General features: G+C 68.6%; 18 protein-coding genes and 1 riboswitch. Of the genes, 8 read left to right on the plus strand and 10 right to left on the minus strand.

The window, feature by feature from the left end; translation table 11 throughout:
• Positions 1-38: 38 nt before the first annotated feature.
• Positions 39-1,478 carry an exodeoxyribonuclease I gene (gene sbcB / locus ACSQ3Y_RS20195; protein ID WP_436178629.1) on the minus strand — a complete coding sequence of 480 codons (1,440 nt, stop codon included), beginning with the start codon at positions 1,476-1,478 and terminating at the stop codon, positions 39-41.
• A gap of 66 nt (positions 1,479-1,544) precedes the next feature.
• Between sbcB and ACSQ3Y_RS20200 the strand changes: the two genes are divergently transcribed.
• From ACSQ3Y_RS20200 to ACSQ3Y_RS20210, 3 genes are all read left to right on the plus strand, one after another.
• The gene (locus tag ACSQ3Y_RS20200) at positions 1,545-2,891 is read left to right on the plus strand and encodes a lytic murein transglycosylase (protein WP_436178630.1); all 1,347 of its coding nucleotides are present in this window, start codon (positions 1,545-1,547) and stop codon (positions 2,889-2,891) included.
• Between the two features lie 26 nt (positions 2,892-2,917).
• Positions 2,918-3,144, plus strand: a riboswitch (cobalamin riboswitch).
• An 81-nt stretch (positions 3,145-3,225) separates the two neighbouring features.
• The gene (locus ACSQ3Y_RS20205; protein ID WP_436178631.1) at positions 3,226-5,382 is read left to right on the plus strand and encodes a TonB-dependent receptor; all 2,157 of its coding nucleotides are present in this window, start codon (positions 3,226-3,228) and stop codon (positions 5,380-5,382) included.
• Positions 5,383-5,391: 9 nt separating this feature from the next.
• Positions 5,392-6,855, plus strand: coding sequence for a PepSY domain-containing protein (locus ACSQ3Y_RS20210; RefSeq protein ID WP_436178632.1), 1,464 nt, complete (start codon positions 5,392-5,394; stop codon positions 6,853-6,855).
• Between the two features lie 15 nt (positions 6,856-6,870).
• Here the strand turns inward: ACSQ3Y_RS20210 and ACSQ3Y_RS20215 are convergent, their stop codons facing one another.
• Entirely contained in the window at positions 6,871-7,356 is a 486-nt protein-coding gene (locus ACSQ3Y_RS20215) for a hypothetical protein (protein WP_436178633.1), read from the minus strand.
• Between the two features lie 217 nt (positions 7,357-7,573).
• Here ACSQ3Y_RS20215 and ACSQ3Y_RS20220 point away from each other — a divergent pair, with 217 nt between their 5' ends.
• Positions 7,574-7,927 (plus strand): DOPA 4,5-dioxygenase family protein, encoded by a 354-nt coding sequence (locus ACSQ3Y_RS20220; protein ID WP_436178634.1) that lies wholly within the window; start codon positions 7,574-7,576, stop codon positions 7,925-7,927.
• Positions 7,928-7,986: 59 nt separating this feature from the next.
• On the opposite strand, the gene ACSQ3Y_RS20225 is transcribed toward ACSQ3Y_RS20220, so the two are convergent.
• On the minus strand, positions 7,987-9,165 hold the full coding sequence (locus tag ACSQ3Y_RS20225) for an acetyl-CoA C-acetyltransferase (protein ID WP_436178635.1): 1,179 nt from the start codon (positions 9,163-9,165) through the stop codon (positions 7,987-7,989).
• 98 nt (positions 9,166-9,263) lie between these two features.
• Positions 9,264-10,976: a PHA/PHB synthase family protein gene (locus tag ACSQ3Y_RS20230; protein ID WP_436178636.1), complete on the minus strand. Its 1,713-nt coding sequence runs from the start codon at positions 10,974-10,976 to the stop codon at positions 9,264-9,266.
• A 125-nt stretch (positions 10,977-11,101) separates the two neighbouring features.
• Between ACSQ3Y_RS20230 and ACSQ3Y_RS20235 the strand changes: the two genes are divergently transcribed.
• Positions 11,102-11,428 carry a hypothetical protein gene (locus ACSQ3Y_RS20235; RefSeq protein WP_436178637.1) on the plus strand — a complete coding sequence of 109 codons (327 nt, stop codon included), beginning with the start codon at positions 11,102-11,104 and terminating at the stop codon, positions 11,426-11,428.
• On the opposite strand, the gene pgeF is transcribed toward ACSQ3Y_RS20235, so the two are convergent.
• Together pgeF and ACSQ3Y_RS20245 are read right to left on the minus strand one after the other, a co-directional pair.
• On the minus strand, positions 11,348-12,157 hold the full coding sequence (pgeF, locus tag ACSQ3Y_RS20240) for a peptidoglycan editing factor PgeF (protein ID WP_436178638.1): 810 nt from the start codon (positions 12,155-12,157) through the stop codon (positions 11,348-11,350). The genes ACSQ3Y_RS20235 and pgeF overlap by 81 nt on opposite strands.
• Positions 12,157-12,612 (minus strand): MarR family winged helix-turn-helix transcriptional regulator, encoded by a 456-nt coding sequence (locus ACSQ3Y_RS20245; RefSeq protein WP_436178639.1) that lies wholly within the window; start codon positions 12,610-12,612, stop codon positions 12,157-12,159. The genes pgeF and ACSQ3Y_RS20245 overlap by 1 nt, the downstream gene beginning before the upstream one ends.
• Before the next feature lie 134 nt (positions 12,613-12,746).
• Between ACSQ3Y_RS20245 and ACSQ3Y_RS20250 the strand changes: the two genes are divergently transcribed.
• The 3 genes from ACSQ3Y_RS20250 (at position 12,747) to ACSQ3Y_RS20260 (ending at position 14,313) form a co-directional block, all read left to right on the plus strand.
• A complete protein-coding gene (locus tag ACSQ3Y_RS20250) occupies positions 12,747-13,442 on the plus strand; it encodes a fumarylacetoacetate hydrolase family protein (RefSeq protein WP_436178640.1) in 696 nt (231 codons plus the stop codon).
• Between the two features lie 105 nt (positions 13,443-13,547).
• On the plus strand, positions 13,548-14,099 hold the full coding sequence (locus ACSQ3Y_RS20255; protein WP_436178641.1) for an NUDIX hydrolase: 552 nt from the start codon (positions 13,548-13,550) through the stop codon (positions 14,097-14,099).
• 97 nt (positions 14,100-14,196) lie between these two features.
• Complete coding sequence (locus ACSQ3Y_RS20260; RefSeq protein ID WP_436178642.1) at positions 14,197-14,313, plus strand: DUF1737 domain-containing protein; 117 nt, start codon at positions 14,197-14,199, stop codon at positions 14,311-14,313.
• Positions 14,314-14,513: 200 nt separating this feature from the next.
• Here ACSQ3Y_RS20260 and ACSQ3Y_RS20265 read toward each other — a convergent pair whose 3' ends face one another.
• From ACSQ3Y_RS20265 to ACSQ3Y_RS20280, 4 genes are read right to left on the minus strand one after another with little or no spacing between them, the layout of a single operon-like run.
• Positions 14,514-16,922, minus strand: a complete 2,409-nt coding sequence (locus tag ACSQ3Y_RS20265; RefSeq protein ID WP_436178643.1) for a penicillin-binding protein 1A — start codon at positions 16,920-16,922, stop codon at positions 14,514-14,516.
• The gene (gene ligA / locus ACSQ3Y_RS20270) at positions 16,922-19,021 is read right to left on the minus strand and encodes an NAD-dependent DNA ligase LigA (protein ID WP_436180146.1); all 2,100 of its coding nucleotides are present in this window, start codon (positions 19,019-19,021) and stop codon (positions 16,922-16,924) included. Before ligA ends, ACSQ3Y_RS20265 begins: the two co-directional genes overlap by 1 nt.
• Positions 19,014-19,547 carry a hypothetical protein gene (locus ACSQ3Y_RS20275; protein WP_436178644.1) on the minus strand — a complete coding sequence of 178 codons (534 nt, stop codon included), beginning with the start codon at positions 19,545-19,547 and terminating at the stop codon, positions 19,014-19,016. Before ACSQ3Y_RS20275 ends, ligA begins: the two co-directional genes overlap by 8 nt.
• A 33-nt stretch (positions 19,548-19,580) precedes the next feature.
• Complete coding sequence (locus tag ACSQ3Y_RS20280; protein ID WP_436178645.1) at positions 19,581-20,693, minus strand: cell division protein FtsZ; 1,113 nt, start codon at positions 20,691-20,693, stop codon at positions 19,581-19,583.
• Positions 20,694-20,753 lie beyond the last annotated feature (60 nt).

Consider the following 20,753-nt stretch of genomic DNA (forward strand, 5'->3'; position numbering starts at 1 on the left):
TGCGGGCCTGCTCTGCAGGCCTGGGAAAAGGAAAATACTCAACGCTCGGGCGCTATGTGCTCGGCGTAATCGTACAGGGCGCCCAGGATGTCCTGGGTGCGGTCGTCGTCGGCAGTCTCGGAGAGATTGTCGATCTCGGTGAACAGCTGCTCCACCGTGCGGGCACCACCCGCCCCGTCGAACAGGCAGGCGGCGCGGTGCTTTTCCCAGCGCTCCTGCTCCTCGGGCGAGAGGGTGGCGGGGAAGTTGCGGGCACGGTAGCGCCACAGCAGTTCCTTCAGGCGCGGGTCGTCGAACGACGGGCGGGTGCGCGCCAGCTTATCGCCGCTCATGGCGCGCATGTCGTTGAGCTGGCGGCGGTCGCCATTGCCCACGAAGCCGCCGTACAGGTCCTGGTCCACGTCGGGCGTGGGCTCCTCGGGGCGGGCGAACACCTGGGGCCAGATGCCGCTCATGTCGGGCAGCACCCGCGCGATCTCGGCGTGCTGGGCCGCCTGGGGCAGGTCCATGTTCCAGTGCCGGGCGCGCTCGGCCGTGAGGGTGTTCACGTTGCCCACCACCATGGGCGACTTGTTCAGGTGGATGGTCTTGATGGGCAGGCGCGTCACGCCCTCGGGCAGGTCAGCCGCGCGCGAGAACATGCGCAGGCGGATCTCCTCCACGCCCATGCTGGCCAGAGGGGTAGGGTCGTGCGCCAGGTCCCAGGCGATCAGCTCGTTCTTGTTGGACGGGTGGCTGGCCAACGGCCACATCACGGCCAGGCAGCCACGCTCCACCGGGAACATGCCCGACACGTGCAAAAACGGTTTGGCGGTGATGGCCGTGGCCGGCAGGCGCAGCTCGGCGGCCACCCTGTCCTTCTTGTGCAGGCTGAGGGCAAAGTCGAACAGCTTGGTGTTGTGCTGGCGGATGAGCCGCGCCAGGGCGATGGTGGCGCGCACGTCGGACAGGGCATCGTGCGCGGCCTCGTGCAACAGGCCGTTGGCCTTGGACAGGTGCTCGAGCTTGAAGCTCGGCGCGCCGTCTTCCTTCTTCGGCCAGGTGATGCCGTCGGGGCGCAGGGCGTAGGTCATGCGCACCACGTCCAGCAGGTCCCAGCGGCCGCACTGGTTCTGCCATTCGCGCGCATAGGGGTCGATCAGGTTGCGCCAGAACATGAAGCGCGTGATCTCATCGTCGAAGCGGATGGTGTTGTAGCCCACGCCGATGGTGCCGGGCCGGGCCAGTTCGGCCTCGATGCGGGCGGCGAAGGCGTGCTCGGGCATGCCCTGCTCCAGGCACTGCTGGGGCGTGATGCCGGTGATGAGGCACGAAACCGGGTCGGGCAGGTAGTCGTTGGCCGGCTGGCAGAAGATGTTCAGCGGCTCGCCGATCTCGTTGAGGTCGGCATCGGTGCGGATGGCGGCGAACTGCGCGGGCCGGTCGCGCCGCGTGTTGGCGCCGAAGGTTTCGTAGTCGTGCCAGAGGAAGGTATGCATGAAATGAAATTGCTACGGTCAGAAACACCAGAACCCGCAAGTATGCCGGGCACGGGACAATGGGGAATGCCCATTTCGCTTGCCCCCTATTCTGCCCGCCGCTTCTTGCATGTTGCGCCCCGCGTCGCCCTGACTGCTTTGGCCATGGCCTGCGCTCTCGCCCTGTCAGGCTGCGCCACACCGCCTGCCCCCACCGCGCCGGCTGCGGCTGCGGCTGCGGCACCACAGCCCACGGCTCCAGCATCCACAACCCGCGCCCCAGTCACCACCTCTGCGATCCAGGATGCCGAGCAGTCCGGCTTTGCCGCCTGGATCGCCGGCTTCTCGCGCGAGGCCTTGGCTGCGGGCATTCGGCCGGCCACCGTGCAGCAGGTGCTGGCCCATGCCACGCTGCAGCCGCGCGTGATCGAACTCGACCGCGCCCAGCCCGAATTCAACCGCACGCCCTGGGCCTACCTCGACAGCGCCGTGTCGGCCCAGCGCATCGCCCAGGGCCAGGCCAAGCGGGCCGAGCACCAGGCGGCCATCGACGCCGCAGCCACACGCTATGGCGTGCCCTCCTCCATCATCACCGCCATCTGGGGCATGGAGAGCAACTACGGCAGCAACTTCGGCAGCTTCCGCGCGGTCGATGCGCTGGCCACGCTGGGCTTCGAAGGCCGCCGCGCCGCCTGGGCGCGCAGCGAGCTGCTGGCGGCCCTGCGCATCCTGGACCAGGGCGACATCAGCGACGAGCGCATGGTGGGCTCCTGGGCCGGCGCCATGGGCAATACGCAGTTCCTGCCCTCGGTCTTTCTGGCCTATGCGGTCGATGCCGATGGCGACGGCCATCGCGACATCTGGGGCAGCATCCCGGATGTGGCGGCCTCCACCGCCAACTTCCTCGCGCGCATGGGCTGGCAGGCCGGCCAGCCCTGGGGCGTGGAGGTGCGGCTGCCGCTGGGCTTTGACTACGCGCGTGCCGAGCAGACGGTGCGCCAGACGGCTGCCCAGTGGGCTGCCGAAGGCCTGCAGGGTGTGGACGGGCAACCGCTGCCCGCGCTGGAGGCCGCCTCCATCGCCACGCCGGCCGGCGCACGCGGCCCGGCCTTTCTCGTGGGGCCGAACTTCCGCGCCATCCTGCGCTACAACAACTCGGTGAGCTATGCGCTGGCCGTGGGCCTGCTGGCGCGCCAGATCGACGGCGGCAGCGGCGTGGCCACCGCCTGGCCGCGTGACCTCGCGCCGCTGTCGCGCAGCCAGATGCAGCAGTTGCAGACGCTGCTCAACCAGCGCGGTTTCAACGCCGGCACGCCCGACGGCGTGATGGGCCCGGCCACGCGCGCCGGGCTGCGCCAGTACCAGCAGAGCCTTGGTGCGGTGGCCGATGGCTACCCCACTGCCGAGCTGCTGCAGCGGCTTGCAGCGCCCTGAACGCAGCACTGACCGTTAACAACCGCATACAATCGCGCCCTGTTGGTGCTCGCGGTCCTCTTCTGGAACGCAGTTCAACGGGAAGCAGGAGGGCTTTGCAACAAGCCTGACCTGCGCTGCCCCCGCAACGGTCGGTGGAAGAGCCTTACGGCTCGGCATCCTTCATCAAGCCACTGGGCGCCAACGGCGCCTGGGAAGGCAAGGGACGCTTTTTCCACCCAGCCCGGATACCGGCCAACGAAGTGGTCTGCAGGCATGCCCATGGCGTGCGGCGAACCGTTCAGTCCAGACCCGGCGGGGATGCCGGGGAGGACGCCCCTGTATCCGTTGCCCCATGAATCCCCACTTTTGCCGCCCCTCGGCCGGGCATGCGCCCGCGCGCTTCCATGTCTCGTGCCTCTACGGTGCCGTTCTCACACTGGCTGCTGCCACGGGCGCACAGGCCCAAACCGCCACACTGGCCCCGGTCACCGTGCAGTCCGGTGCCTTCATCGAAACACCCCAGACGCTGACCACGCCCACCAGCACCGGCAGCCGGCTGGGCCTCACGGCGCTGGAAACGCCGGCCTCGATCGAGGTGCTGGAGGGCGAGACCATCCGCCAGCGCGGTGACCAGTCCATCGCCGACGCCGCCTCCCGCGCCACCGGCATCACGCAGACGGCCTCGGCCGCCGGTGGCGCCCTGGTGGCGCGCGGCTTTGCCGGCAATACCTCGGTGATGCGTTTGTACGACGGCACGCGCCAGTACGTCTCGGGCGGCACCGTCACCTTCCCGTTCGACCCCTGGCAGGCCGAGCGTGTGGAGGTGCTGCGCGGCCCCGCCTCGATCATGTATGGCGAGGGTGCCATCGGCGGCGCCATCAACACCGTGCCCAAGAAGCCCACGCGCGGTGCCATTTCCAACGAGGTGCGCCTGGCCTACGGCTCGCAGGACACAGTGCGCACGGCATTCGGCAGCGGCGGCGCCATCAACGAGCAGTGGTCGTACCGGGTGGACCTGTCGCACAACCGCTCCGATGGCCATGTGGACCGCGGCGGCTCCAAGTCGCTGGTGGCCGCAGGCGCCCTGCGCTTCGATGCCACGCCCGACCTGCGCTTCACCCTGTCGCACGACTACGGCAACCAGGAGCCCGCGCCTTACTTCGGCATTCCACTGGTCAACGGCCGCATCGACCCGGCACTGCGCAAGGCCAATTTCAACGTGGCCGATGCGTACCTCAAGTTCCGCGACCAGTGGACACGCCTGGATACGGAGTGGACGCCCTCCTCGGCCCTTACCCTGCGCAACTCGCTGTACCGCATCGCCTCGGACCGCCACTGGAACAACGCCGAGGGCTATGCCTACGTGCCCGCCACGCGGCGCATCACGCGTTCGGGCTTCATCGGCATCGACTACACGCTGGACCAGGTGGGCAACCGCTTCGACGCCACGCTCAAGCAGCCCATCGCCGGCCTGCCCAACACCCTCACGGTGGGCTTCGACGTGAACCGGCTCGAATACGCCAAGACGCGGGGCGACGGCGCGGCCGCGCAGTCGCTCGACCCCTACCAGTTCGTGCCCGGCAACTTCCCCACCACGGGTGTGACCGTGGGTGAGCTGTTCAAGGCCCAGACCGATACGCGCTCGCTGTTCGTGGAAGACCAGCTGCAGCTGACCCAACAGCTGTCCTTGGTCACGGGTCTGCGCTGGGATTCGATTGCCTACGGCAAGCAGGATTCCAAACGCATCGACCCCGATGTGAACAAAAGCTTCAACCACCTGTCAGGCCGCATTGGCGCGGTGTATGCCGTCACGCCGGTCACGTCCGTCTACGCGCAGTATTCGACGGCGGCCGACCCGCTGGGCGGCGTGGTCAACACCTCGGCGCAACAGAGCCAGTTCGACCTGGCCACGGGCAGGCAAGCCGAAATCGGCTGGAAGCAACTGTTCGACGACCGCAAGGGCGAGTTCACGCTGGCCGCCTACTGGATCGAGAAGAAGAAGCTGCTGATCCGCGACGCGGTGGACCCCAACCTCTTCCAGCAGGTGGGCGCCCAGTCCTCGCGCGGCATTGAGGCATCGGTCAGCTATGCGCCGGTGTCCACCGTGCGGCTGGACCTCAATGCCGCCGTGCTGGATGCGAAGTTCGACGACTTCAACGAAGTGGTCAGCGGCCGCGTGGTCTCGCGCAACGGCAACACCCCGCCGGGCGTGCCCGAGCGCACGGCCAACGGCTGGGTGACCTGGGCCTTCATGCCCGCGTGGGAGGTGGGCCTGGGCGTGCGCTACGTCGGTGCGCGCAAGGTGGACAACGCCAACAGCAGCAGCGCGGCCTCCTTCACCGTGGCCGACGCCAGCCTGCGCTGGGCCGTGCGCCCGGGCACGGTACTGGCCCTGCACGTCTACAACCTCACGGACCGCATCTACGCGCAGACGCTGTACAGCGGCAACAACCAGTGGATCCTCGGCCGCCCGCGCTCGGCGGAGCTGTCGGCCCATGTGCGCTTCTGATTGCGCAGCGTGAGCCCCGCGCTGCACGCCCTGTGGCGCCCGCTGCGGCGGGCGCTGTACTTCACCCACCGCTGGCTGGGCATCGCTGGCTGCATCCTGTTCGTGCTGTGGTTCGTGTCGGGGCTGGTGATGCTGCATGTGCGCTTTCCTGCGCTCACGCCGCAGGAGCGCATCGATGGCCTGCCGGTGCTGGACCTCGCGCAGGTGACGGTCACACCGGCCGAGGCGCTGGCGCAGCTCCAGCTGGCGGCACTCCGCAGGATGGCGCTGGAGCAGAGCCTGGATGCGCCCGTATGGCGCGTCATCGACGTCAAGGGCAACCACCACGTGGCTTCTGCATCGGCCACGCCGCTAAGCGCGGTCACGCCCGAACGCGCCGAGGCCATTGCACGCGGATTCGCCCGCTCGGCGACGGCGCGCTACCTGGAGACCAGCTTCGATGACCAGTGGACCCTGCCCAATGCCAACAGCTTCGACAAGGCGCGGCCGCTGCACCGCGTCGCCATCGACGACGGCGCAGGCACGGAACTCTACGTGTCGCAGAAGACGGGCGAGGTGGTTCGCGACACCAGCGCCTTCGAGCGCCGCTGGACACTGTTCGGCACGCTGCTGCACTACTACACCTACGCCCCCATCCGCCGGCATGCAGACTTCTGGCGGCAACTGGTGCTGTGGACCTCGGGCCTGGCCATGGTGTCGGCCGGCACCGGGCTCATCGTGGGCGTGCTGCGCGTGCGCCTGCGCCGCCGCTACCGGGGCGATTCGGCCACGCCCTACCGGGGCTTTCTGGCCTGGCACCATGTGCTGGGCCTCATCGGCGGCATCGCCATCCTGACCTGGGTGTTCAGCGGCTGGTTCTCGATGGGTCCCAACCGCTGGCTCTCGCACAGTACGCCGGGCAACGCGGCGGCGAAGTTCGGACAGGCCGGGCCGGAGTTCACGCACGGGCTGCCAGGCCTGCACACGCTGGCCAGCGCCCCATCGCCCGCCAAGGCGGTTGAGGCCGCCTGGTATGGCGGCCGCCCGGTGTGGGTGGTGTCGGACGCCGCCGGCGGGCGCCGCAGCGTGGATGCCGCCACCGGACTGGCTGTGGCGGTCGTGCCCGAGGACCTGGCGAGGGCCACCGCGGCAAGCTACCCAGGCATCGCCGCGGACACCCCGGCGCTGCTGACCGAGCCCGACCGCTACTGGTATGCGCGCCACGTGCCGCCCGTGCTGCCGGTGTGGCGGATCGTGCTGCACGACGACGCGGCCACCTGGCTGCATGTGGACGCTGCCACAGGGCAGTTGCTGTCCACCAGCACCTCAGACAGCCGGCTGCGCCGCTGGCTCTTCAACGGGCTGCACAGCCTGGATTTTCCGCTGTTCCTCAAGACGCCAGCCTGGTACCTGGCGATCTGGGTGCTGTCGCTCGCGGGCCTCGTCGTGTCGGTCACAGGCGTGGTGATTGGCTGGCGCCGGCTGGCGAAATGACCGCCCGCCGGGTGTTCAGCGCGCCTTGGCCTGTGTGGACTGTATGAGCCCCACTTCGCGGGCCACATAGGCGTACTGGCGGCCATGGATGTCGGCCACGGCCCACGCGCTGGCCTTCACCTGCTTGGCGGCGGTGCATTTGGAGACCCGAGGGTCGGGGCCGGAGCTCGCCGTCACTGCCTGCATGAGCGTGGACACATGCGGCTGCTTGGCCTTCTCAAGTGCCCAGTAGCCTGCGGAGCTGTAGGCCTTGCGCAGCATCTCGGCCTGCTGCTCCTGCGACCAGCCGCGCGTGGCCCCGCTGGCCTTGAGCTGGGATTCGAGGCGCGCCCGGTTGCGCAGCGGCCCGTCGCCCACGGTCTTGAGCGCGGCATCGATCTCTGCCTGTGCGGCGGTGAACCGGACACCCGAAGTGCATTCGGTCGGGCTCGCCTGCGCGGCCCATACCAGGGTGGATCCCAGCAGCAGCATCAGCGATGCGGTGAATCGGGTCAGTGCCATGGTATCGGTGCCTCGGCGAAAGAAGGGGCCGCGCGGGAGCGGTCGAATCGCCCAATGTAGCGCGCGCTCCACGGCGCGCCAAGGGCCATGGGCTGCGACGGCCGTGCACCGCACCTCGATGATGCGCAAACCAGACACTGATGCCAACGCCCTGGGCAGTGGGGGCTTGTGCAGGCCGGCCCGGCACTGCGGCCGACCAGGCCGTAACATGCCGCCCATGCCCCTGCTCGACCCCGCCCTGATCCGCGACTGGCACGCCCATGTCTACTTCGACACCGAGAGCCGCGACGCGGCCTGGGCACTGCGCGAGACCATCGCGCGCGAACTGGCGGGCCGGGTGGAGATCGGCCGTTTCCATGAGCGACCCGTGGGCCCACACCCGGTGTGGAGCTACCAGCTCGCCTTCGGCACGGCCGATTTTTCGCACGTGATCGGCTGGCTGGCGCTCAACCACGGCGCGCTCGACGTGTTCGCCCACCCCAACACCGGTGACGGCCTGCGCGACCACCGCGATTGCGCGATCTGGCTGGGGCATTCGCACACGCTGAACCTGGCGGGCTTCACGGGCTAAGCGCAGGGCCATGAAAAAAGCCCACCGGATGGTGGGCTTCGTCGCAATGGAACCGGTGCTCAGCGTTCCAGCGCCAGGGACACGCCCATACCGCCGCCAATGCACAGCGCAGCCACGCCCTTCTTGGCGTCGCGACGCTGCATCTCGTGCAGCAGGGTCACCAGGATGCGGCAGCCCGACGCACCGATGGGGTGGCCGATGGCAATGGCGCCACCGTTGACGTTGACCTTGGCCGGGTCGATCTCCAGCTCCTTGTTCACGGCGCAGGCCTGGGCGGCGAAGGCTTCGTTGAGCTCGAACAGGTCCACGTCTGCGGCGTTCCAGCCGGCGCGCTGCAAGGCCTTGCGCGTGGCCGACACCGGGCCCATGCCCATGGTGGCGGGGTCCAGGCCGGTGGTGCCGAAGGAGGCGATGCGCGCCAGGGGCTTGAGGCCCAGGGCGGCAGCCTTCTTGGCGCTCATGACCACCACGGCAGCAGCGCCATCGTTCAGGCCCGAGGCATTGCCCGCCGTCACGCTGCCGGCCTTGTCGAAGGCGGGGCGCAGGCCGGCCAGGGCCTCGGCATTGGTCTTGCGGTTGAGGTATTCGTCGGTGTTGAAGAAGATCGGGTCGCCCTTCTTCTGCGCCAGGGCCACGTCCACGATCTCGTAGGCGAACTTGCCGGCGTCCTGCGCGGCGGCGGCCTTGAGCTGGCTGTTCAGGGCCAATACGTCCTGCTGCTCGCGGGTGATGCCGTACTGCTTGGCCACGTTCTCGGCCGTGATGCCCATGTGGTACTGGTTGTACACGTCCCACAGGCCGTCGACGATCATGGTGTCGACGAGCTTCCAGTCGCCCATGCGCTGGCCGTCGCGCGAACCGGGCAGCACGTGGGGCGCCAGGCTCATGCTTTCCTGGCCTCCGGCCACCACGATCTCGCTGTCGCCCCAGGCCACGGCCTGCGCGGCCAGCATCACGGCCTTGAGGCCCGAGCCGCAGACGGCGTTGATGGTGAGCGCAGGCGTCTCCTGCGCCACGCCGGCCTTCATGGAGGCCTGGCGCGCAGGGTTCTGGCCCACGCCGGCCGCCAGCACCTGGCCCATGATGACTTCACCCACCTGGCCGGCAGCCAGGCCCGCGCGCGCGAGGGCTTCGCGGATGACGATGGAGCCCAGCTCCGTGGCGGGTACCTTTGCCAGTGCGCCGCCAAACTTGCCCACCGCCGTGCGGGTGGCCGAAACGATGACGATGTCTTCCATGGAATGTCCTTCTTTCTGGGGGTGGATACGGGCCCATCGGCGGAACAACGGGCCCTGTGCTTTCAGATCTTGCGGTGAATTCTCTCAGGTCTGCAGGCTCAGGCTTTTTGCTTCACATAGCGGCCAGGGGCCGGCTCGATGGCCTTGAACTTGGGGCCCTTGCCATAGGCCTTGGGCGCAGCGATCTGCTTGCCCGCATGGCCCTTGAGCCAGCCGGACCAGTCGGTCCACCAGCTGCCGGGGTGTTCGACCGCGCCTTGCAGCCATTGGTCGAGCGTGCCGGGGAACTTGCCGTCGGCGCGGATCCAGTGGCTGCGCTTGCCCTTGGCGGGCGGGTTGATCACGCCGGCGATGTGGCCCGATGCACCCATCACGAAGCGCTTCTTGCCCGGCAGCACCTGGGTCGAGGCATAGGCCGCCGTGGCGGGCACGATATGGTCTTCGCGCGAGCCGTAGATGTAGGTGGGCAGGGTGAGCTGGCCCAGGTCCATCTTCTCGCCGCAGACGGTGAGCTTGCCCGGTTGCACCAGGCTGTTTTCGAGGTAGAAATTGCGCAGGTACCAGGCGTAGAAGGGCCCGGGCAGGTTGGTGCTGTCGCTGTTCCAGTACAACAAGTCGAACGGCGGCGGCGTTTCGCCCTTGAGGTAGTTGCCCACCACGTAGTTCCACACCAGGTCGTTGGGGCGCAGGAAACTGAAGGTCGAGGCCAGATCCTGGCCCTTCATCATGCCGCCGTTGCCCATCTCCATCTCGCGGTACTTGACGAAGGCCTCGTCGATGAAGACGTCGAGGATGCCGGTGTCGGTGAAGTCGATCAGCGTGGTCAGGAAGGTGGCGCTGGCCACGGGCTCGTCGCCGCGCGCGGCCAGCACGGCCAGCGCGTTGCTGAGAATGGTGCCGCCCACGCAGAAGCCCAGGGCGTTGATCTGATCGGCGCCGGTGATGTTCTGCACCACGTCGATGGCCGCCATGGCGCCGTCTTCGACGTAGTTGTCCCAGGTCTTTTTCGCCAGGGCGTCGTCGGGGTTGCGCCAGCTCACCACGAAGGTGCGGTGGCCCTCGCTCACCGCATAGCGGATCAGCGAGTTCTCGGGCTGCAGGTCGAGAATGTAGAACTTGTTGATGCACGGCGGCACCAGCAGGAAGGGGCGCTCGTAGACCTTGGCGGTCAGCGGCTTGTACTCGAGCAGTTGGAACAGCTCGTTCTCGAACACCACGGCGCCCTCGGTGGTGGCCACGTTGCGCCCCACCTCGAACAGGCTCTCGTCGGTCATCGAGACATGGCCCTGCTTCAGGTCGTGCAGCAGGTTCTGCATGCCCTTGGCAATGCTCTCGCCCTTGGTTTCGATGGCCTTTTTCTGCGCCTCGGCGTTGAAGGCCAAAAAGTTGCTGGGCGCCATGGCCGCCATCCACTGCTCCACGCCGAAGCGGATGCGTGCGCGCGTCTTCTCGTCGGCCTCGACCGCATCGGCCAGGCCCATCAGGGTACGGGCGTTGAGTAGGTAGGCCGCAGCCGAGAAGGCGGCTACGGGGTTGGCGGCCCAGCCTTCGCCGGCAAAGCGCTTGTCCTTGACCTCGGGTTTGCCCTGCAGGCCCTGGGCCCACAAGGCCTTGGCCTCTTCGAGGTATTGCTGCTGCAGGGCCTGCAGCTTGGCAGGCGACAATTGCACCGGAGCGGGGGGCGCTGCGGCTGCGCCCGGCGTGCCCAGGTCGATTTTCTGGAAGGATTGGACGGCCTGTGCCCAGCCTTGACCGAAAATCTGCTGGAATTGCTGGGCGCTCTGGTCCCAGATCGATTCTTCTGAACTCATCCCGTCTCCTCTGATGGTGTTCGGCTGCACCGGCACCTTGCCTTCATTGTTGCCCACGCCGCGAGGGCTGGCAACCTGCAACCGCGTTGATCGCGCCAAGAACCCGTAAACACGTTTCCAACACAATGTACCTGATCGTCATCGCCTGGCTCTACGTCACCCTCATGATGGCCGTGGCGGAAGCCACCAACACCACCGGCACGGTGCTCGGGGCCATCGTCACTTTCGTGCTTTACGGGCTGCTGCCCATGGGGATCGTGGTCTACATCATGGGCACGCCCTCGCGCAAACGGGCCATCAAGCAGCGCGAGCAGGCAGAGCAGGCCGCCTGGGATGCCGAGCAGGCGACACTGCGGGCCGCTCAGGCAGACTCAGCCGCGCCAGATGCAGGCGGCGAAACGCCCGCTGCCGCCCAGGACGGCGGTGTCGCGCCGGTGCGAAAAGAACCGTGAGGCATTGCGCACCGTGCACCAGGGTGCCGTGCCATCGTTGCCGTAAACCGCGCTGAGCCCCAGGGCCGCCAGGCGCAGCCGGGCCAGGCCTGCCAGATCCGCGAGGAACTTGCCCCCGGGCTGGGGCACGAAACAGGCATCGGCGGCGGCTTCATGCCCGCAGAACGCCGCGCGCACCTCCGCCCCCACCTCGAAAGCCGTGGGCCCGATGCAGGGTCCCAGCCAGGCAATGACCTCGGCCGCAGGCGCGCCCTCGGTCGCCAGATGCTGCACCGTGGATTCGAGCACGCCCTGCCCCTGCTCCCCCGCCAGACCGCGCCAGCCGGCATGGGCGGCGGCCACCACGCAGCCCGAACGGTGGGTAAACAGCACCGGCAGGCAGTCGGCCACCATGATGGTACACACGGCGCCGGTCGCGGTGGCCAGGCAGGCATCGGCCGCCGTGGCGTCGGGTGTGGCGCCGTCGATGTGCGCCACGTCGGTGCCATGCACCTGGTTCAGGAAAACGGCCCGGGCGCCCGGCGTGGCGGCCTGCAGCACGGACTGCAGCACCTGGCGGTTGGCCCGCACGGCCACCGCATCGTCGCCCACGTGGGTGCCCAGGTTCAGGTGGTCATAGGGCGTGGCACTGACGCCGCCGGCACGTGTGGTGCACAGGGCATGCACGCCGGGCGGCGCAGGCCAGTCGGGCACCAGCCAGTCGGCCGGCATGGAAGCGTTCATGGACATCAGGCGCCGGAGGTGCCTGCGGGGTCCTGGTGCTGGTAGACGACCTTGGTCAGCAGGGCCATCAGGACTGCGCGCTCTTCGGCATTCAGGGGGCCCATCAGGCGCTCCTGCACGCGCTGGGCAGCGTCGCGCATCTGCAGTGCGGCGGTTTCGCCCTCGGGGGTGATCCACAGCAGCTTGCGGCGCCGGTCGCGGGTGTCGGCCTCGCGGCGCACCCAGCCGCGCTTTTCGAGCCGGCCGATGACCGAGCCCGAGGTGGCGGCATCAAAGGCCACGCGCGAGGCCAGCGTCACCTGGTCCTCGCCCGGCTGGGCCAGCAGCTCGTGCAGGATGGCAAACTGCACCGGGGTCACGTCGAACCCGGCCGTCTCTTCCATGAAAAGCGCCACAGTCCGCTGGTGCGCGCGGCGCACCAGGTGGCCCGGCGTGTTTTGGAAATCGAAGCTCTTTGCCATGGGCGGGAGTGTAGCGCCCCACCCCCAGCAACTGCGGCGCGGGCGTGGCACACTGGCAACAGGCTCGCCTTGTACGCGATCGCCCACGGGCGCACGTGCATAGGCAGACTCCCCAACACCCTTGAAAGGCAGACATGAGCTATGTGTTTTCCCCCGCGCCGGTGGCCAGCGTGCCCGTGGTGGGCAGCGGCGACCGCTTTCCCGTGCACCGCATCTACTGCGTGGGCCGCAACTACGAAGAGCACGCGAAGGAAATGGGCTTCACCGGCCGTGAGCCGCCGTTCTTCTTCATGAAGCCGGCCGACGCCATCGTCGTCGTCGATGCCGGCCAGACCGGCGAGTTGCCCTACCCCAGCCTCACCGCCAACCTGCACCACGAGATCGAGCTGGTAGTGGCCATCGGCAAGGGCGGCAAGGACATCAAGGCTGCCGACGCGTTCTCGCACATCTACGGCTACGCCACAGGCCTGGACATGACGCGCCGCGACCTGCAGAACGACATGAAGAAGCAGGGCCGCCCCTGGTGCATCGGCAAGGGCTTCGATGCCAGCGCCCCCATCGGCTCCATCACACCCGCGGCCCAGGCCGGCGACGTGGCCAAGGCCGGCATCTGGCTGCAGGTCAACGGCACCGACAAGCAGCGCAGTACGGTGGCCCAGCTGATCTGGAACATTGCGGAGACCATCGAGCACCTGTCGGCCGCCTGGGAGCTGCAGCCCGGCGACCTGATCTACACGGGCACGCCCGAGGGCGTGGGCGCCGTGGTGCGCGGCGACACGCTCGAAGGCGGTGTGGACGGCCTCACGGGGATCAAGCTCAAGGTGGTGTAATCCCCATCGCCATCGCCCGCCGCAGGCTCGTCCTGGCGGGCTGTACACTATTATTTTCATAGCTGCGGGCGCCGGTCCAGGCCGGCAGCCCCACGCTTTACCCGCATGACCTTTCGCAGCCCGATCCGACACTGCCGCGCCTGCGGCACCGCCGTGGTGTACCGCCTGCCCGACGATGGCGACACCAAGCTGCGCGCCGTGTGCCCGGCCTGCCACACGGTGCACTACGAGAACCCGCTCAACGTGGTGGGCACGGTGCCTGTGCTGGCCGATGGACGCGTGCTGCTGTGCAAGCGCAACATCGAGCCGCGCTGGGGCAAGTGGACGCTGCCCGCCGGCTTCATGGAGCTGGAGGAGACCACCTCGCAAGGCGCCGCGCGCGAGACCGACGAGGAGGCCGGCGCGCAGATCGAGATGGGCCCGCTGTTCAGCCTGCTCAACGTGCGCCGCGTGGGCCAGGTGCATTTCTTCTACCGCGCCACGCTGCTCAGCGAGGTGTTTGACCCCGGCCACGAGACCATCGAGGCACGCCTGTTCACCGAGGCCGAAATCCCGTGGGACGAGATCGCCTTTCGCACGGTGAAGGAAACGCTGGAGTGCTATTTCGCCGACCGCAAGGCCGGCGCTTTTGGGCTGCACTGCATCGATATCGAGTGAGTCTTGAGAGAGGTCTGCCATGAACAGCACTCCACCCGACAACCTGCCCACCTACCGCCTGCTGACCGGGCCCGATGACGCCGCCTTCTGAAAGCGCGTGAGCGAGGCGCTGGCGCTGGGCTACGCGCTCTACGGATCGCCAGCCGCCACGTTCAACGGCGAGCGCGTGATCGTGGCGCAGGCCATCCTCTGGCCCGGCGCACAGCACCGATAAGTCCTCTCAGTTATCCATTGCGCTGCGCGCCACCCACGACGCATGAAACTGGCGCGGCCCAGGCCAGTGCCCCCTCGCAAGGGCCGCCCCGCCGCGAAGGCGGCGTATCCAGCCCTTGCGCTGGGGGCGTCCCCCTCCCGCCTCGCGCAGCGAGACGAGAGAGGGGTGAAGGCGCGAAGCGACTCAGGGGGTGTTTCACTTCAGGGCGGCACCTCGGCCCCTGGCACCTGTCCACCGGGTGGCCGCACGCCGACCGGTGGGGGCATGGCAGGCGACAGCGGCGGCAGCACCATCTGCTCGGCCGGGGGCGTCGGAGAGCGCACAGGCGCTTCAGGCAACGGCAGCAGGTCCGGCTCGCGGATCACGGGCGGCAGGGTGCCCGGGGGCAGCGGTGGCGGGTAGCTGCCGGGCTGTCCCGGCTGGCCAGGCGGTTGGCCCGGGGCATCGCGGCCGAACAGGTCCATCACCCAGCTGCGCATGCCGGCCATGGCATTGCCCACGGCGGTGGTGTCTTGCTCGTCGATGAAGCGGTCCTTGCCGTCCAGCACCTGCGAGCGGAAGGACTGCTGCACGAAGTCACCCACCATGGGCAGCGCGCTGTGGGCGCCCTGCCCCCAGTAGTCGCTGCGCAGGGTCACGCGGCCGTCGTTGAAGCCCACCCAGGCGCCGGCGACCACGCGCGGGTGCATGAGGATGAACCAGCCATCGGTGTTGTCCTGCGTGGTGCCGGTCTTGCCCGCCACGTCGCCCTGGATGCCATAGCGCGTGCGGATGGCGCGGCCCGTGCCCTTGTCGATCACGCCGCGCATGGTGGCGCGCAGCGTCTGCGCCACGCCCACGGGCAGCACCTTCTCGGCCGCGGGCGGGGTGAAGGTCTGCAGCACCTTGCCATGGCGGTCCTCGATGCGCGTGATGAGCACCGGCGACACGTAGCGCCCGGCATTGGCGATGGTGCCGTAGGCCGAGACCATCTCGCGCAGCGTGACCGGGCTGGTACCGAGCGCCAGCGAGGGCACGAGTTCGAGCTTGCTCTCGCGCACACCCATGGCGCGCGCCAGCTCGGCCACGTGGGCGGGGCCGACCTTGTGCATGAGCTGGGCCGTGATGGTGTTCTTGGACAGGGCCAGGCCGTCGGCCAGGGTCATGGGTTCGTCGCTCGGCGGGCCGCCGTCGGTGGGGCGCCAGACCTGGCCGCCGCCCAGGGGGATTTCCACGGCCTCGTCCATCAGCGTGTCGGTGGGCAGCGCGCCCTGCTCGAAGGCCGCGCCGTAGACGAAGGGCTTGAAGGTGGAGCCCGGCTGGCGCCGTGCCTGCTGCACGTGGTCGAACGGGTCCTGGCCGAAATCGCGGCTGCCCACCCAGGCCAGCACGTGGCCGGTGACCGGGTCCATGGCCATGAATCCGGCCTGCACGCGGGTTTTGTTCTGGCGCAGGGTGCGCATGAAGGCGGTATCTGCCACCAGGGTCTTGAGCGCTTCTTCTGGCGTGGCACCCTGCTCCACCGCCGTGCGGTATTCGGGCGTGTCGCGCACGAAGTCCCGCACCAGGTCGGACTGCGGGTTCCACGCGCTGCGCTGGGCCCAGGCGGTGTCGGCAATGCCCTGCAGCTGCTTGCCCTGGCGCGCCACGGCCTGGTTGGCGAAGGCCTGCAGGCGCGAGTCGATGGTGGTGTGCACCAGCAGGCCATCGGCGTGCAGGCTGTAGCCGTTGGCGTCGGCCCAGGCGATCAGGGTCTTGCGCAGCTGCTGGGCAAAGTGCGGGGCCAGGCCAGTGGCCTCGCTCTGGCGCTCGAAATCGACGCGCAGGGGGCGTTTTTGCAGGGTGTCGAACTGGGCCTTGTCGAGCTTGTCGCGCTTGACCATCTGCGCCAGCACGGTGTTGCGCCGCGCCTGGGCGCGCTCGGGGTTCATCACCGGGTTGTAGTAGGCCGTGCCCTTGAGCATGCCGATCAGCGTGGCGCTCTCCAGCAGGTTGAGCTTGTCAGCCGACTTGTCGAAATAGGTGCGCGCCGCCATCTCGATGCCGTAGGCGTTGTACAGAAACGGCACGGTGTTGAGGTAGGTCTCCAGGATCTCGTCCTTGGAGTAGGACATCTCGATCTTGATCGCGGTGATGGCCTCCTTGAGCTTGCGCGTCAAGGTGCGCGAGCGCCCGATCTCCTCGGGGAACAGGTTGCGCGCCAACTGCTGGGTGATGGTGGAGCCGCCCTGCGGATCCCCGCGCAGCGTGTGCACCACCGACGAGGCGGTGCGCCGCCAGTCCATGCCCCAGTGCTCGTAGAAGCGGTGGTCTTCGGTGGCGATGAGCGCATTGATCACGTGTGGTGCGATGCGGTTGAGCGCCACCCACTCGCGGTTCGCCCAGCGGTATTCGGACAGCACCTTGCCGTCAGCCGAGATCAGTTGCGCAGGACGCTCGGTCTTGGCCTTGGTGATGTCGCTGATGGACGGAGTGAACGGGATCAGCGCCAGGGTGTAGAGCACCAGGGCCAGCGGCAGCGCCAGGATGGCCAGCAGCCATTTGCGGCGCGAGGAGGCCTTTGCATAGGCCACCACGCGACGCAGGCCGGCGGCCAGGCGCGAGCCCAGGTTGGTGAGAAGGGGCGGCATCACGCTGCAGGCCCGCCGGCCAGCAGAGCCAGCATGCCTGCCTCGTCGAGCACGGGCACGCCCAGCTCCTCGGCCTTGGCCAGCTTGCTGCCTGCCTCTTCGCCGGCCACCACGTAGCTGGTCTTCTTGCTCACCGAGCCCGAGACCTTGGCGCCTGCGGCCTCGAGCATGTCCTTGGCAGCGTCGCGGCTCAGGGTGGGCAGCGTGCCGGTGAGCACGATGGTCTTGCCGGCCAGCACCTGGGCACCCTTTTCTGCCGGCACGCCTTCGGGCCAGACCACGCCGCAGGCGCGCAGTTGCTCGATCACTTCGCGGTTGTGCGGCTGCTGGAAGAAGGTGTGGAAGCTTTGCGCCACGATGGGGCCCACGTCGGGCACTTCGAGCAGCTGCTCCACGGTGGCGGCGGTCTCGGCCGTGGCGCCGATCATGGCGTCCAGCGTGCCGAAGTGCTTGGCCAGGTCTTTGGCGGTGGATTCGCCCACGTGGCGGATGCCCAGGCCGAAGAGGAAGCGTGGCAGCGTGGTTTGCTTGGATTTTTCGAGCGCGGCCAGCACGTTCTGGGCCGATTTTTCCGCCATGCGCTCCAGCGCCACCAGCGAAGTGAGCCCCAGGCGGTACAGGTCGGGCAGCGTGCGGATCACGTTGGCCTCGACCAGTTGGTCCACCAGCTTGTCGCCCAGGCCCTCGATGTCCATGGCGCGGCGTGCGGCAAAGTGCAGGATGGCCTCCTTGCGCTGCGCGGCGCAGAACAGGCCGCCGGTGCAGCGGTGGTTGGCCTCGCCGGGCTCGCGCACCACGTCGCTGCCGCACACGGGGCACTGGCGCGGCATGCGGAAATTGGGCACATAGGCCGGGCGCTGGCCAGGCATCACGCCCACCACCTCGGGGATCACGTCGCCCGCGCGGCGCACGATCACCGTGTCACCCACGCGCACCTGCTTCTTGCGGATCTCGAACAGGTTGTGCAGCGTGGCATTGGTCACCGTGACCCCGCCCACGAACACCGGCGCCAGGCGCGCCACAGGGGTCAGCTTGCCGGTGCGCCCGACCTGGATGTCGATGCCCTCCACGCGCGTGGCCATCTCCTGCGCAGGGTACTTGTGGGCCACGGCCCAGCGCGGCTCGCGGGTCTTGAAGCCCAGGTCGCGCTGCAGGTCCAGGCGGTTGACCTTGTAGACCACGCCGTCGATGTCGTAGGGCAGCTGGTCGCGCGAGGCGCCCACCTTCTGATGAAAGGCCACGAGCTCGGCCGCGCCCTTGGCGATCTGCACCTGCGCCGCCACCGGGAAGCCCCACTCCTTGAGGGTCTGCAGCATCTCGTAGTGCGTGATGAAGGCCTGGCCGCCTTCGTTCACCGGCGTGGTGGCGCCCAGGCCGTAGGCGAAAAAGCTCAGCGGGCGCCGGGCCGAGATGTCCGAATCGAGCTGGCGCACCGCACCCGCCGCGGCGTTGCGCGGGTTCACGAAGGTCTTGCCGCCCTGCTCGCGCTGGCGTTCGTTCAAGGCATCGAAATCGGCGCGGCGCATGTAGACCTCGCCACGCACTTCGAGCAGCGGCGGCACGCCGGCCGGCAGGATCAAAGGGATCTGGCGGATGCGGCGGATGTTGTGCGTCACGTCCTCGCCCACCTCGCCGTCGCCGCGCGTGGCAGCCTGCACCAGGCGGCCGCCTTCGTAGCGCAGGCTCATGGCCAGGCCGTCGAACTTGGGCTCGGCCACGTACTCGATGGCAGGGTCGGACTCGGCCAGGCCCAGCTCGCGGCGCACGCGGGCATCGAAGGCCTGGGCGCCCGTGGCCTCGGTATCTGTCTCGGTGTGGATGCTGAGCATGGGCACGGCATGGCGCACCGGGGCCAGGCCATCCGCCACGCCACCGATCACGCGCTGCGTGGGCGAATCGGGGGTGATGAGGTCGGGGTTCGCCTCTTCCAGCGCCTGCAGCTCACGGAACACCCGGTCGTACTCGGCATCGGGCACCGTGGGCTCGTCAAGTACGTAGTACTGGTGGGCCCAGCGGTTGAGCTGGTCGCGCAGCGCGTCGACGGCCTCGGCCGGTTGCAGGGACAGCGCACTGGCTGCGGAGGGATTGGAATCAGTCACCACGGATGGCACCCAGGAAAGTAGGAGGCTCCTGCACGGTTACAGGAATGGCGGCGGGCATGGCGCGCTGCAGGAAATCGATAACTCGGGCGTCAAGGCGCCCAAGCCCCGGGCGCACCTCGATGGGCTCGCCCGCATGGCGCTCGAACACATAGCTGCGCAGGCCAGGCGTGCCTTTGACCACGAGCGCCCGGATGTCCGCCAGCGGCACCTGCACGTGGCCCGGGCGCACATTCTGGGGCATGCTCAGGTAGATCCCTGCGCCATCAATGCGCACCAGCGGCTGCCCCATGGGTCCGAACTTGCGCCGTGCGCGCCAGGCCAAGGCCACCGATGCAATGACGAAGCCCAGATACCCCAGGATGAAATAATTGGTCCGGCCTGCCAGGGATGCCCTGAGGAACATGCCCACGATGACCAGAAAGCCGATCGCGGGCAAGCCGTAGTCGATGAAACGGTTCGAGGGGCGAAACAGCCCCTGGGGCGTTTCCACCACCTGCGGAAACAGCACGTGCCACCAGCGCATGGGATCTCCTTTCGGCCCGGGATGCCCGGCCACTCAGCTGAACAGGCGCCGCGCCAGCACCGAGCCGGCCGACAGCTCGCGCCCGTCGAGCTGGTCGTACAGCAGCTCCAGGTCGGCCGCGATCGGGTCCATGGCCATGGCGGGCAGCGGGTGGCCGTTCTGGTCGCAGAGCACGCCGTCCATGGCCTCGCACAGCGCTGAGGCCACTTCGCGCAGGCGCGTGAACGGCTGTTCGCCGCGATGCACCTGGGAGACATCCAGGCTCAGCGTCACGTCGCGGATGGCGGACTGGTCCGGGTCATCGGCCAGTGCGGCCTGCGTGTCGTAGCCCAGGGTGAGCAGCGGCGGCAGGCCCGGGCTGCCCGTGGGCAGCACCAGGCGGCCCGGCATGGCGCCGGACACGAAGCCCAGGCGCGCGGCGTTCTGGTGGATGTAGCCGGGGCTCCAGGCGGCCTGGCGCGCGCGCAGCATGAAGGCCAGTTGCGCATCGTGGTCGCTGGCGAACTGGTCGAGCTCGCGGGCACGGGCCACTTCCTGCAGCATGTCGGGAAAGTCGGGGGCGGCGTTCACCGCATCGGCAAAGGCCTGGGCCTTGACCACGAATTCGGAGTATTCGATCTCGTTGAGCGCGCCCATGCGGTTGGCCAGCTGCACGCCAGCCTGGAAGCTCTGGTAGCGCTGGCCGGGCGACGGCGTCTCCCACTGCTGGGTGGCTTCGTTGTAGCCTTCGATGGCAAAGGGCTTGCTGCCCGCGCGGCGGGTGGGCGGCATGGCGGCCAGCGCGGCATCGCCCGAAACGATGAGCTCGGGCTGCAAGGTGGCGATCACGTCGATCAGCGGGTCGAGCCCCGGCCGGCGCTCCAGCGACATCGGCGGCACCGGCATCTGCAGCGCATCGAGCACGTCCACCGTGTGCACCGAGGGGTCGGGTCCGCGGTCCAGGCTGTCCAGTTCCGCCGCCGTGAGCTGGGTGGCACCGGCATCGAAACCGGGCTCCTGGCGCAGCGCCGGGTCGGCCCCGTGCTCGGGCTCCTCGGGCGAGGCGCGCCGCGGCGCGTTGCGGTGCGACGTCCAGGCGTTGTAGGCCACGATGAGGGCCAGCACCAGGCCGCCGATGATCGCCAGACTCAGTTGCAATGTGCTCATAGATCTCGGTCCGGTCCGTGCCCGGCGGGAAGGCTGCGGAAGCTTGTCTTGGTCATCATG

The sequence above is a fragment of the Acidovorax sp. LjRoot66 genome, assembly GCF_964253305.1.
GTDB lineage: Bacteria > Pseudomonadota > Gammaproteobacteria > Burkholderiales > Burkholderiaceae_C > Acidovorax.

Excerpts from the sequence above, each read along its gene's own strand:
- sbcB (WP_436178629.1), bottom strand. The coding sequence starts at position 1,478 with ATGCATACCTTCCTCTGGCACGACTACGAAACCTTCGGCGCCAACACG.
- ACSQ3Y_RS20200 (WP_436178630.1), top strand. The coding sequence starts at position 1,545 with ATGCCCATTTCGCTTGCCCCCTATTCTGCCCGCCGCTTCTTGCATGTT.
- ACSQ3Y_RS20205 (WP_436178631.1), top strand. The coding sequence starts at position 3,226 with ATGAATCCCCACTTTTGCCGCCCCTCGGCCGGGCATGCGCCCGCGCGC.
- ACSQ3Y_RS20215 (WP_436178633.1), bottom strand. The coding sequence starts at position 7,356 with ATGGCACTGACCCGATTCACCGCATCGCTGATGCTGCTGCTGGGATCC.
- ACSQ3Y_RS20220 (WP_436178634.1), top strand. The coding sequence starts at position 7,574 with ATGCCCCTGCTCGACCCCGCCCTGATCCGCGACTGGCACGCCCATGTC.
- ACSQ3Y_RS20225 (WP_436178635.1), bottom strand. The coding sequence starts at position 9,165 with ATGGAAGACATCGTCATCGTTTCGGCCACCCGCACGGCGGTGGGCAAG.
- ACSQ3Y_RS20230 (WP_436178636.1), bottom strand. The coding sequence starts at position 10,976 with ATGAGTTCAGAAGAATCGATCTGGGACCAGAGCGCCCAGCAATTCCAG.
- ACSQ3Y_RS20235 (WP_436178637.1), top strand. The coding sequence starts at position 11,102 with ATGTACCTGATCGTCATCGCCTGGCTCTACGTCACCCTCATGATGGCC.
- pgeF (WP_436178638.1), bottom strand. The coding sequence starts at position 12,157 with ATGTCCATGAACGCTTCCATGCCGGCCGACTGGCTGGTGCCCGACTGG.
- ACSQ3Y_RS20245 (WP_436178639.1), bottom strand. The coding sequence starts at position 12,612 with ATGGCAAAGAGCTTCGATTTCCAAAACACGCCGGGCCACCTGGTGCGC.
- ACSQ3Y_RS20250 (WP_436178640.1), top strand. The coding sequence starts at position 12,747 with ATGAGCTATGTGTTTTCCCCCGCGCCGGTGGCCAGCGTGCCCGTGGTG.
- ACSQ3Y_RS20255 (WP_436178641.1), top strand. The coding sequence starts at position 13,548 with ATGACCTTTCGCAGCCCGATCCGACACTGCCGCGCCTGCGGCACCGCC.
- ACSQ3Y_RS20265 (WP_436178643.1), bottom strand. The coding sequence starts at position 16,922 with ATGCCGCCCCTTCTCACCAACCTGGGCTCGCGCCTGGCCGCCGGCCTG.
- ACSQ3Y_RS20275 (WP_436178644.1), bottom strand. The coding sequence starts at position 19,547 with ATGCGCTGGTGGCACGTGCTGTTTCCGCAGGTGGTGGAAACGCCCCAG.
- ACSQ3Y_RS20280 (WP_436178645.1), bottom strand. The coding sequence starts at position 20,693 with ATGAGCACATTGCAACTGAGTCTGGCGATCATCGGCGGCCTGGTGCTG.